9 protein-coding genes are annotated in these 12210 nt (G+C 70.7%); 7 read left to right on the top strand and 2 right to left on the bottom strand.

The features are described 5' to 3' along the window. Window positions 1–134 precede the first annotated feature (134 nt). Complete coding sequence (locus ABZ318_RS12410) at window positions 135–1577, bottom strand: CCA tRNA nucleotidyltransferase (RefSeq protein ID WP_356902413.1); 1443 nt, start codon at window positions 1575–1577, stop codon at window positions 135–137. 242 nt (window positions 1578–1819) lie between these two features. Between ABZ318_RS12410 and ABZ318_RS12405 the strand changes: the two genes are divergently transcribed. From ABZ318_RS12405 to trxA, 7 genes are all read left to right on the top strand, one after another. Further along, window positions 1820–4174 (top strand): DUF6049 family protein, encoded by a 2355-nt coding sequence (locus ABZ318_RS12405; RefSeq protein ID WP_356902412.1) that lies wholly within the window; start codon window positions 1820–1822, stop codon window positions 4172–4174. 45 nt (window positions 4175–4219) lie between these two features. After that, window positions 4220–6451 (top strand): murein biosynthesis integral membrane protein MurJ, encoded by a 2232-nt coding sequence (murJ, locus tag ABZ318_RS12400; protein ID WP_356902411.1) that lies wholly within the window; start codon window positions 4220–4222, stop codon window positions 6449–6451. A 117-nt stretch (window positions 6452–6568) separates the two neighbouring features. Then, window positions 6569–8260: a protein kinase family protein gene (locus ABZ318_RS12395; RefSeq protein WP_356902410.1), complete on the top strand. Its 1692-nt coding sequence runs from the start codon at window positions 6569–6571 to the stop codon at window positions 8258–8260. Between the two features lie 46 nt (window positions 8261–8306). Further along, entirely contained in the window at window positions 8307–8987 is a 681-nt protein-coding gene (gene sigM, locus ABZ318_RS12390) for an RNA polymerase sigma factor SigM (RefSeq protein WP_356902409.1), read from the top strand. Beyond that, window positions 8984–9922 (top strand): zf-HC2 domain-containing protein, encoded by a 939-nt coding sequence (locus tag ABZ318_RS12385; protein ID WP_356902408.1) that lies wholly within the window; start codon window positions 8984–8986, stop codon window positions 9920–9922. Before sigM ends, ABZ318_RS12385 begins: the two co-directional genes overlap by 4 nt. A 139-nt stretch (window positions 9923–10061) precedes the next feature. Next, window positions 10062–11027, top strand: a complete 966-nt coding sequence (gene trxB, locus ABZ318_RS12380) for a thioredoxin-disulfide reductase (RefSeq protein WP_356902407.1) — start codon at window positions 10062–10064, stop codon at window positions 11025–11027. A 49-nt stretch (window positions 11028–11076) separates the two neighbouring features. After that, window positions 11077–11412 (top strand): thioredoxin, encoded by a 336-nt coding sequence (trxA, locus tag ABZ318_RS12375; protein ID WP_356902406.1) that lies wholly within the window; start codon window positions 11077–11079, stop codon window positions 11410–11412. 68 nt (window positions 11413–11480) lie between these two features. Here the strand turns inward: trxA and ABZ318_RS12370 are convergent, their stop codons facing one another. Beyond that, entirely contained in the window at window positions 11481–12098 is a 618-nt protein-coding gene (locus ABZ318_RS12370) for a GNAT family N-acetyltransferase (RefSeq protein ID WP_225801995.1), read from the bottom strand. Window positions 12099–12210 lie beyond the last annotated feature (112 nt).

Genomic DNA, 12210 nt, shown 5'->3' with positions numbered 1-12210 from the left:
CCGGACGGACAGGTCACGGGCGAGCTGTTCGGCGGAATGACGGGCGGGCATGCACGTGAAACACCACCCCTCCAGAGCGCCGAGCGGGTCCGTGTTTCACGTGAAACACCGGCCCGTCCGGGTGCCGTCCCGGCTCAGTCGCGCGCTGCCCACCACTCCTTGAGCGCGGCGACGGCCTGGTCGTGCTCCATCGGCCCGTTCTCGAGCCTGAGTTCCAGCAGGAACTTGTACGCCTGGCCGATGGCCGGTCCCGGTCCGATGCCCAGGATCTCCTGGATCTGGTTGCCGTCGAGGTCGGGGCGGATCGCGTCCAGCTCCTCCTGCTCCTGGAGCTGGGCGATCCGCTCCTCAAGGCCGTCGTAGGTCCGGGAGAGCGCTGCCGCCTTGCGCTTGTTGCGCGTGGTGCAGTCCGAACGGGTCAGCTTGTGCAGCCGTGAGAGCAGCGGTCCCGCGTCCCGGACGTAGCGCCGCACGGCCGAGTCGGTCCATTCGCCGCTCCCGTAACCGTGGAAGCGAAGGTGCAACTCCACGAGCCGCGAGACGTCCTTGATCATCTCGTTGGAGTACTTGAGCGCGGTCATGCGTTTCTTGGTCATCTTCGCGCCGACCACCTCGTGGTGGTGGAAGGAGACCCGGCCGTCCTTCTCGAAGCGACGCGTGCGCGGCTTCCCGATGTCGTGGAGCAGAGCGGCAAGCCGCAGCACCAGATCGGGGCCGTCCGTCTCCAGGGCGATCGCCTGTTCAAGGACGGTCAGGGAGTGCTCGTAGACGTCCTTGTGCCGGTGGTGCTCATCACTCTCCAGACGCAGCGACGGCAGCTCCGGCAGCACGTGCTCGGCGAGGCCCGTGTCCACGAGGAGCCCGAGCCCCTTCCGGGGGTGTGCCGAGAGCAGCAGCTTGTTGAGCTCCTCACGGACGCGCTCGGCGGAGACGATCTCGATCCGGCCCGACATCTCCTTCATGGCCGCCACGACCTCGGGGGCGACCTCGAAGTCCAGCTGCGCGGCGAACCGGGCGGCCCGCATCATGCGCAGGGGGTCGTCGGAGAAGGACTCCTCCGGCGTACCCGGCGTGCGCAGGACCCGGGCGGACAGGTCCTCGAGACCGCCGTACGGGTCGATGAACTCCTTCTCGGGGAGAGCCACGGCCATGGCGTTGACGGTGAAGTCACGCCGGACGAGGTCCTCCTCGATGGAGTCGCCGTAGGAGACCTCGGGCTTCCGGGAGGTCCGGTCGTACGCCTCCGAGCGGTACGTGGTGACCTCGATCTGGTAGCCCTCCTTCTGGGAGCCGACGGTCCCGAAGGCGATGCCGACCTCCCACACCGCGTCGGCCCAGGGGCGGACGATCTTCAGTACGTCCTCGGGGCGGGCGTCGGTGGTGAAGTCCAGGTCGTTGCCGAGCCGGCCGAGCAACGCGTCCCGCACCGATCCGCCGACCAGCGCGAGGCTGAACCCGGCCTCCTGGAAACGGCGGGCGAGGTCGTCGGCGACAGGGGACACACGCAGCAGTTCACTGACCGCGCGGCGTTGCACCTGGCTCAGTGCAGTCGGGGTGTCTTCGTTGGCGTTCGGCACAACAGAAAAGGGTACGTGCCCCGGCTCACCGCGATGTCCTTGTTTTCCGCCGGGTGAGGGCGCCCGGCGTCCGCTCTCCGCCGGGCGGGGTGCCCGGCGGTGTCGGCGGCGGTCGGTCGAAGATCGGCTGGAGCACTCCCCGGCACTTGCCCCCGGCGTGCCTCGTTACCATGCCTGGACACAGCAACCGGGAACCACCGACACCACTGGCACCACAGACAACGACGAGGACGGGCGAACGCGTGGCCGAGGCGGCAGACATCCAGGGAACCGGTCCCTCACCTGCCCGCCGATGGCTGCGGCGCACAATCACCGTCGCCTTCGGGGCGCCTCTCCTCGCCGGTCTGCTCCAGGCCCCGGTCGTCGCCGCTCCGACGGCCGCCGCCGAGGACGGCACCGGCTCCAGGACCGTCGATGTGTCACTCGACACGCTGGCCCCGAGCGCTCCCGTCGCGGGCGACACCGTCACCGTCACCGGCACGGTGACCAACCGGGGGAAGAAGACCGTCACCGGTGCGACCGTGAACCTGCGCGTCGGACCGAGGATGACGAGCCGCAGCGAGATCGAGCAGGTCACGGGGCGTACCGGTTTCCGGAACGACAGCGACCCCGCTCCCCTCCAGGACGCCCCCGCCGTCAAGATCCCCCGGCTGGGGGCCGGCCTCAGCACCGACTTCTCACTGTCCGTCCCCGTCTCCGAGCTCGGCCTCGACGAGGAGGGCGTCTACCAGCTGGGCGTCTCCCTCACCGGACAGACCTCGGACCGGCAGTACGACCGGGTGCTCGGCATCGAGCGGACCTTCCTGCCGTACCAGCCGGAGGCCACCGAGAAGAAGACCCAGATCGCCTACCTCTGGCCGCTGATCGCCTCGGCGCACGTCTCGGCGCAGACGGCCACGGACGACCAGCAGACCCCGGTCTTCGAGGACGACGCCCTGGCGGCCGAGCTGCGCCCGGGCGGGCGACTGGACCAGCTGGTCTCGCTGGGCAAGAACCTGCCGGTCACCTGGGTGGTCGACCCGGACCTGCTGGCCTCCGTCGACGCCATGGCGAACGGCTACCGCGTCAAGGACGGCGACCTGGACGTCCCCGGCAGGAACCAGGCCGTCGCCGAGCGGTGGCTGAACGCGCTGGAGAAGGCGGTCCAGGGGCACAAGGTCGTCGCCCTGCCCTTCGCGGACCCCGACCTGGCCTCGCTGGCCCACCGGGGCAAGGACGTCCCCGGCTCCCTCGGCCATCTCCAGTCGGCGACCGCCCTGGCGGGTATGACGGTCGAGACCGTCCTCCACGTGCCGGCGTCCACCGACTTCGCCTGGCCCGCCGACGGAGCCGTGGACCCCTCCATCGCGGCGGTCGCGACCTCCGCCGGCGCCGACAAGGTGATCGCCCGGAGCGACAGCGTCCGCGACGACCTCCCCTACACGCCCACGGCCGCCCGTCCCCTCGGCAACGGCAGCACCACGGCCGTGGTGAGCGACGCGCTCCTGTCCACCGCCTTCGAGGGGGACATGGTCCGCGCGGAGAGCTCCACGCTCGCGGTCCAGGAGTTCCTCGCCCAGTCCCTGGCGATCACCCTGGAGCAGCCGGAGGACCAGCGCAGCGTCGTGGTCGCCCCCCAGCGGATGCCGACCGTCGCCCAGGCGCAGGCCATGGCGACCGCCCTGGAGGGCCTCTCCGGCCGGCGCTGGACCCAGCCGACCGACCTCCTCGCGGCCGCCGCCGCCAAGCCGGACCCGGACGCCTCCACCACGGTGCCGAGCAGCTCCCGCTACCCGAAGGCGCTGCGCGACCGGGAGCTCCCGGTCCAGGCCTTCCGCGACATGAAGACCACCCGGGACGAGCTGGACGACTTCAAGGTCATCCTGACCCAGCCGGAACGCGTCGTGACACCGTTCGGCAACGCGATCAACCGCGAGATGTCGACCTCCTGGCGCGGTGAGGCCCGGGCGGCCGCGATCTACCGGAACAACGTCCTGGACTACCTGCAGACCCTCACCAAGGGCGTCCAACTCGTCGACAAGTCGGACCTCACGCTCTCCGGCCGCAGCGCGACGATCCCCGTGACCGTCCAGAACAAGCTGCTCCAGGACGTGGACAACCTGGTGCTGCGCCTCACCTCGGCCAACAAGAACCGGCTGGAGCTGGACGGCGACAGGTACGCCGAGCTCCCGGTGAAGGTCGGCGGCGGACACAGCCAGTCGGTGAAGTTCACCGCCTCGGCGAACGTCAACGGCCAGGTACCGATGACGGCCCAGCTCTACACCGCGGACGGCACCCCGTACGGACAGCCGATGGACTTCACCGTGAAGGTCTCCGAGATCACTCCCACGGTGATGCTCGTGATCGCCGGCGGTGTCCTCCTCCTCGTTCTCGCCGGCGTGCGCATGTACAGCCAGCGCAAGCGGGTGGCCGCCCGGAACGCCGAGGCCGAGGCGGCGGAGGCCGCCGAGGACGACACCGGTTCGGAGCCCGGCCAGGACGAGTCCGGCGAGGAGGAGTCCCGCGGGGACGAACCCGTGCAGCCGAGTGACCCGACACCGGACACCGAACCCGAAAGCGGTGACCCGTCGGGCCCGGGTGAGAAAGTGGACCGTTGAGCGATGTCGTGGCCGGTCGGCCGGGGACGATGAGGTGGGGTAACCATGAACGCGCCGTACGACGGTGACCGCGGCCAGGACGCGGGCGGCCCGGCGCCGTCCGGTGGGACGCCCGCGGTGCCTCCCGGTGCCGGCCACCCGCCGGTGACGCCCCCACAGGGGCAGGCCCCCCACGCCCAGAATCCACAGGGCCAGGACCCCTACGCACAGGACCCCTACACGCAGGACCCGTACGTCCAGGACGCCTACGCCCACGACCCGTACCGGGCCCAGGACATGTCCGCGCAGGACCCGGTGACCGAGGCGCTCTACGACCGCGCCGCGCACCCGCCGCCCCCGCCCGGCACCTACCAGGACCCGCACGCGCTCTACCAGCAGCCGGCCGCGCCGCAGCACGCCCCCGACCCCCGGGTGTGGGCACAGACCCCGGCGCCCGAGCCGGACGGCCCCTCGCGCCACCTGCCGTACGGCGACGACGCGCGCACGGTCCAGTTCACCGGCGTCGACGACCTGGTGACCCGGGCCGGTGAGGAGACGCCCGAGCCGGACGCGTTCGCGCACCTCTACCGGGACCAGCAGGCGCCCGGACAGGTGCCCCCGCCCACCCCGGAGCCGGACCCGCTGCCCGCGCCCGCCCCCAAGAAGTCCGGCCGCGCCTCCGGGCTGCTGAAGTCGAGCGCGGTGATGGCGGCCGGCACCCTGGTCTCCCGGCTGACCGGCTTCGTCCGCAGCCTGGTGATCACCGGCGCGCTCGGCGCGGCCCTGCTCGGCGACACCTTCACCATCGCCTACACCCTGCCGACGATGATCTACATCCTCACCGTCGGCGGTGGCCTCAACTCGGTCTTCGTCCCCCAGCTCGTCCGCTCGATGAAGAACGACGAGGACGGCGGCGAGGCCTACGCCAACCGTCTGCTCACCCTGGTCATGGTGGCGCTCGGCCTCATCGTGGCCCTGGCCGTCTTCGCGGCGCCGCTGCTGATCCGGCTGATGTCGAACACCATCGCCGACGACGCCGCGGCCAACAGCGTGGCCGTGACCTTCGCCCGCTACTGCCTGCCCACGATCTTCTTCATGGGCGTGCACGTGGTGATGGGACAGATCCTCAATGCCCGCGGCAAGTTCGGCGCGATGATGTGGACCCCGGTCCTCAACAACATCGTCATGATCGTCACCTTCGGCCTGTTCATCTGGGTCTACGGCACCTCCGCCGAGTCCCACATGGGCGTGCAGACCATTCCGGACGAGGGCATCCGCCTGCTCGGCGTCGGCACCCTGCTCGGCCTCGTCGTCCAGGCCCTGGCGATGATCCCGTACCTGCGCGAGACGGGCTTCCGTTTCCGTCCCCGCTTCGACTGGAAGGGCCACGGGCTCGGCAAGACGGTCAAGCTGGCCAAGTGGACCGTCCTCTTCGTGCTCGCCAACCAGGCGGGCGTCCTGGTCGTCACCCAGCTCGCCACCGCCGCCGGTGAGGAGTCCGGGAAGAACGGTGCGGGCTTCCTCGCCTACTCCAACGCCCAGCTGATCTGGGGCATGCCGCAGGCCATCATCACGGTCTCCGTCATGGCCGCGCTGCTGCCGCGGATCTCCCGCGCCGCCCACGACGACGACCCGGGCGCCGTCCGGGACGACATCTCGCAGGGCCTGCGGAACTCCGCCGTCGCGATCGTCCCGGTCTCCTTCGCCTTCCTGGCGCTCGGCGTCCCGATGTGCACCCTGCTCTACGCCTCCAGCGGCGTCGAGGCCGCCCAGGGCATGGGCTTCATCCTGATGGCCTTCGGCCTCGGCCTGATCCCCTACTCCGTCCAGTACGTCGTGCTCCGCGGCTTCTACGCCTACGAGGACACCCGGACGCCCTTCTACAACACGGTGATCGTGGCCGCCGTCAACGCGGCCGCCTCGGCGATCTGCTACGTCGTCCTGCCCGCCCAGTGGGCGGTCGTCGGCATGGCCGCCTCGTACGGGCTCGCCTACGCCGTCGGCGTCGGCATCGCGTGGCGCAGGCTCAGCAAGCGGCTGGGCGGCGACCTGGACGGCACCCACGTGATGCGGACCTACGCACGGCTCTGCATGGCCTCCGTGCCCGCCTCGATCGTCGCCGGCGCCGTCGGTTTCGGTCTGCTGAAGTTGCTCGGCGAGGGCGCCCTGGGCTCGCTCGCCGCCCTCGTGGTCGGCGGGGCGGTGCTCCTCGGCGTCTTCTTCGTCGCGGCGAAGCGCATGCGGATCGCGGAGCTCAACAGCCTGGTCGGCATGGTCCGCGGCCGTCTGGGACGCTGAACCATCGGTTCCGCACAACCATCGGCGGGGACCGCGTGTCGTGCATAGCGTCCGACTGTGGGCACAATTGGCTTGGCTGTTGGATGTGGCGCAACGGATGGGGAGGCAGGAACGACGGTGGCGGAACGTAGCACGGCTGCCGTCGACGTGGCCGACAACAGCGGTGACGACCCGCTGACCGCCAAGGCGGACACGGCCGCGACCGACGGGGTGGCGGAAGACCAGAAGACGGCGGAGAAGACCGCCGAGGCCACGGAGAGCAAGGCGGTCGAACGACAGAGCGGCGAACAGCCCCCCATCACGGCACCCGAGTTGCACAGCGGCCACAAGCTGGCCAGACGCTACCGGCTGGAGGAGTGCGTCACCCGTCTGGACGGGTTCAGCAGCTGGCGCGCCGTCGACGAGAAGCTGCGCCGCGCGGTCGGGGTCCACCTGCTGCCGGCCCACCACCCCAGGGCCCGGTCGGTGCTGGCCGCGGCCCGCTCCTCGGCCCTCCTCGGCGACCCCCGGTTCGTCCAGGTCCTCGACGCCGTCGAGGAGAACGACCTCGTGTACGTCGTGCACGAGTGGCTGCCCGACTCCACCGAGCTGACCGCGCTGCTCGCGGCCGGCCCCCTGGAGCCCCACGACGCGTACCAGCTCGTCAGCCAGGTCTCCCAGGCCATGGCCGCCGCCCACCGCGAGGGCCTCGCCCACCTCCGACTCACGCCGAGCGCCGTGCTGCGCAGTTCCACCGGCCAGTACCGGATCCGCGGCCTGGCCGTGAACGCCGCCCTGCGCGGCATCACCGCCGAGCGTCCGCAGCGCAGCGACACCGAGGCCATCGGTGCCCTGCTGTACGCCGCGCTCACCCAGCGCTGGCCGTACGAGAACGACGCCCACGGCCTCTCCGGCCTTCCCAAGGGCGTCGGGCTACTCCCGCCCGACCAGGTGCGCGCGGGCGTCCACCGCGGCCTCTCGGAGATCGCCATGCGTGCCCTGGCGAACGACGGGGCCACCGCCTCGCGTCAGGAGCCCCCCTGCACCACCCCGGACGAGCTGGCCAGGGCCGTGGCGGCGATGCCCCGCGTCAAGCCGCCGGAGCCGGAGTTCACCGCCCCGCCCGAGTACCAGCACACGACGTACCAGCAGGGCACCTACGGACGCCCCCAGCCGCGCCCCCAGGTCACCCAGCCGGTCGTCGTCCCGCCGCCCCCGCTGCAGAGCCGCACCGGCAAGGCGCTGAAGTGGGCCGTCTCGGCACTGCTGATCGCCGCCCTGGGCCTCGGCAGCTGGCAGATCGCGGACCGTCTCCTCGCGCCGGAGTCCAAGGACGAGACGCCGATAGTGCACCCTTCGGCCGACGAGAAGCCCGCGCTGTCGAAGCCGATCGCCATCTCGTCCGCCCAGGACTTCGACCCGCCCCCCGGGGGCAACGGCGAGGAGTACCCGGAGTCCGTGGCGAACGCCTTCGACGGTGATCCGAGCACCTTCTGGCACACCAAGAACTACGCCAGCGCCAACCTCGGCAACCAGAAGCCCGGCGTCGGGATCGTGCTGGACCTGGGCTCGTCCCAGAAGGTCAGCGAGGTCGACCTGTCGTTCGTGGGACGCACCTCGGTGGAGGTCCGCACGGCGCCCGAGGGCGCCTCCTCGGTGCCGTCCACGGCCGAAGGATTCACCACCCAGGCGTCCGAAGTCGGCAGCGATGTGAAGCTGAAGCTCACCAAGCCGGTCACGACCCGCTACGTTCTGGTCTGGCTGACGGAGCTGCCTCTCACCGACGGCGAGTTCCGCGGCCAGCTGACCGAAGTCAAGGTCATGGGCTGACGACCACAGGGGAGGGGGCTCACCGTTGGACCGTCCGATAGACGCAGTGGACGACCGGGAACTTCTGGCACGTCATGTCGCCGGGGACCCCGACGCCTTCGGTGAGCTCGTGCGGCGCCACCGGGATCGGCTGTGGGCGGTGGCCCTGCGGACCCTGGGGGACCGCGAGGAGGCCGCCGACGCCGTCCAGGACGCGCTGATCTCCGCCTTCCGGGCCGCCCACACCTTCCGTGGCCAGTCGGCCGTCACGACCTGGCTCCACCGCATCACGGTGAACGCCTGCATCGACCGCGCCCGCAAGACCGCCTCCCGCAAGACCTCGTCGGTCGACGACACCGACCGGTTCGAGCAGCTCCTCGAACCCCACGAGTCCGCCGAGGCTCCCACCGAGCGCCAGGACCTTCACCGGGAGCTGCTGGCCGCGCTCGCCACGCTGCCCTCGGACCAGCGCGCCGCCCTCGTCCTGGTCGACATGCAGGGATACCCCGTCGCCGAGGCGGCCCGTATCCTCGGCGTCCCCACCGGGACCGTGAAGAGCCGCTGCGCACGCGGACGGGCACGCCTCCTTCCGATGGTCACTCATCTGCGCGCCGACACCGTGGGTAACGAGGCCACCGAAGGGGGAAGGAACCGGACGCCGGGGACATCCGTCCCACCGGTGCCGGGGCCGACGGATACCGGACCGACAGATCCAGCTGCTGTGAAGGGCGGAGGTGGGCGCACGTGACTTCCACGGCCGGCAGGGCCGACACCACACAGCACCCGGACGTCTCGGAGATCTCCGATCTGACCGAGGGGCTGCTCTCGCCGACCCGTTCGGCGGCCGTACGACGGCATCTGGACGGTTGTCCCCTCTGCGCCGACGTACGGTCCTCCCTGGAGGAGATCCGGGGCCTGCTCGGCACCCTGCCGGGGCCGCCCCGCATGCCCGCCGAGATCGCCGGGCGGATCGATGCCGCCCTGGCCGCCGAGGCCCTCCTCAACGCGACCTCCCCGGAGCACGACGCCCCTGTTTCACGTGAAACATCGCGCTCCTCGGCCGAGACCGCCTCTCCCGCAGCCCCCTCCCCGGTCGCGGACCGCCCCGCCGGACGCCCCCGGGCCGCCACCGGCCCCGGACGCCCCGGAAAGCCCCGCCGACGCCGGATCACGCTGCTCTCCACGATCGGTGCCGCCTTCGGAGCCATGGTGCTCGGAACGAGCCTGTACCTCAGTCAGGCGGGCAACCTGACCGCCGGCAGCGCGGACCAGGACACCAAGAAGGCCGACGCCATCGCGGGAGCCACCCTCAGCCCCTTCTCCGGCGCGCCCGTCGAGGACCGCGTCCACGCTCTCCTCACCGAGAACCGCGCGCCCAAGACCCCCCAGGGGATCGGGCCCGAATCCATGTCCGCCGAGTCCGGTGGCGACACTCCCCAGCGCCACAGTGACAACGCCGTCCCCGGCTGCGTCCTGGCAGGCACCGGCCGCAGCGACGGCGTACTCGGCTACGAGCGGGGCGAATACCAGGGCACACCCGCCTACCTGCTCGTCCTGACGGATCCGACGGACAGCACACGGGTCCAGGCCTACGTGCTCGACGCCTCGTGCGCCCAGCGGCCCACGGAGAGCGGAAGCCCGGTAGCCGACCTCCTCCTCAGCAGGACGTACCCTCGCTCCTGACCTCTCTTCCCGCCCGGCCACGGTGCCGCGCGGCGGTCTCGGGAATGCACGCCCCTTAGGATCCGTTGGGTGGGGTGAGAGCGACCGAGACAACCGCCCCCGTAGGCAGTGGCAGTCTGCAGAGACGAGGAAGAAACCCGTGAGCGACGTCCGTAATGTGATCATCATCGGCTCCGGTCCCGCGGGTTACACCGCTGCGCTCTACACAGCCCGAGCGTCGCTGAAGCCTCTGGTCTTCGAGGGTGCCGTCACCGCCGGTGGCGCCCTCATGAACACCACCGAGGTCGAGAACTTCCCCGGCTTCCGTGACGGAATCATGGGACCGGACCTGATGGACAACATGCGGGCCCAGGCCGAGCGTTTCGGCGCCGAGCTGGTCCCGGACGATGTCATCGCCGTGGACCTGACGGGTGACATCAAGACCGTCACCGACACCGCCGGCACCGTGCACCGCGCGAAGGCCGTCATCGTCACCACCGGCTCCCAGCACCGCAAGCTCGGCCTCCCCAACGAGGACGCGCTCTCCGGCCGCGGTGTCTCCTGGTGCGCCACCTGCGACGGGTTCTTCTTCAAGGACCAGGACATCGCCGTCGTCGGCGGCGGCGACACCGCGATCGAGGAGGCCACCTTCCTCTCGCGCTTCGCCAAGTCCGTCACGATCGTCCACCGCCGGGACACCCTGCGTGCCTCCAAGGCCATGCAGGAGCGCGCCTTCGCCGACCCGAAGATCTCCTTCGCCTGGGACAGCGAGGTCACCGAGATCCACGGCGAGCAGAAGCTCAGCGGTCTGACCCTGCGCGACACGAAGACCGGCGAGACCCGCGCGCTCCCCGTCACCGGCCTCTTCATCGCCGTCGGCCACGACCCGCGGACCGAGCTCTTCAAGGGCCAGCTGGACCTGGACGAAGAGGGCTACCTCAAGGTCGCCGCCCCGTCGACGCGCACGAACCTCACGGGTGTCTTCGGCGCCGGTGACGTCGTCGACCACACCTACCGTCAGGCCATCACGGCCGCCGGCACCGGCTGCTCCGCCGCACTCGACGCCGAGCGTTTCCTGGCCGCCCTCGCCGACAGCGAGAAGCTGGCCGAGACCCCCGCGGTCTGACCACCCCCGTCTCTCCCCACCTCACACCCCGCGAAATAAGGAGGTCGCCGTGGCCGGCGCCCTGAAGAACGTGACCGACGCAGACTTCGAGGAAGTCGTCCTCAAGAGCGACAAGCCCGTCCTCGTGGACTTCTGGGCTGCCTGGTGCGGCCCGTGCCGCCAGATCGCCCCGTCGCTGGAGGCCATCGCCTCCGAGCACGGCGAGATCGAGGTCGTGAAGCTCAACATCGACGAGAACCCGAACACGGCGGCCAAGTACGGCGTCATGTCGATCCCGACGCTCAACGTCTACCAGGGCGGCGAGGTCGTGAAGACCATCGTCGGCGCCAAGCCGAAGGCCGCCATCCTGCGCGACCTGGCAGGCTTCGTCGAGGACAAGGCCTGACACCTGTCCCCTGTTTCACGTGAAACGGCCCGTCCCCGACAGGGGGCGGGCCGTTCTCGTCCTCCGCGCTAGAGCGGTCGCAGAGCGGGCTCCTTCTGCACGGCGCCGAGCAGACGGTCCAGGGCCATCTCGACGTCCTCCTTCCAGGAGAGCGTCGTCCTGAGCTCCAGCCTCAGCCGAGGGAAGGCGTGGTGCGGACGGACGGTCTTGAAGCCCACCGCGAGGAGATGGTCGGCCGGCAGCACACAGGCCGGCTCCTTCCACCGGGCGTCTCCGAACGCCTCGATCGCCTTGAAGCCCCGCCTCATCACGTCCTTGGCCACCGTCTGCACCATCACCCGTCCCAGGCCCTGCCCCTGATAGCCCGGCATGATCCATGCCGTCATCAGCTGGACGGCGTCCGCCGCCACGGGGCTCGTCGGAAAGGCCGTCGAGCGCGGCACATAGGCCGGGGGAGCGTAGAGGACGTAACCGACCGGCACCTCGTCGACGTAGACCACCCGGCCACAGGAGCCCCACTCCAGGAGAACGCCCGAGATCCAGGCCTCCTTCTCCAGCTCCGGGCGCCCCGCCTTCACCGCCGCCTCACCACTGACCGGGTCGAGCTCCCAGAAGACACAGGAGCGACACCGCTTGGGGAGATCCGGAAGGTTGTCCAGGGTGAGCGGTACGAGCCGACGCCCCACGGCTGCTCCTCGTTTCCCTCGCCATCGAGCACGGATACGCCTCTCGGAATCGTATCGATCGGGCGATCGGGGCGATACCGCTCACAGGCAAAGGGCGGGCCGCGTTCCGGTG

Source organism: Streptomyces sp. NPDC006197 (assembly GCF_040613865.1).
GTDB lineage: Bacteria > Actinomycetota > Actinomycetes > Streptomycetales > Streptomycetaceae > Streptomyces.
This window is presented reverse-complemented; position numbering and strand designations above follow the sequence as displayed.

Excerpts from the sequence above, each read along its gene's own strand:
- murJ (WP_356902411.1), top strand. The coding sequence starts at position 4,220 with ATGAACGCGCCGTACGACGGTGACCGCGGCCAGGACGCGGGCGGCCCG.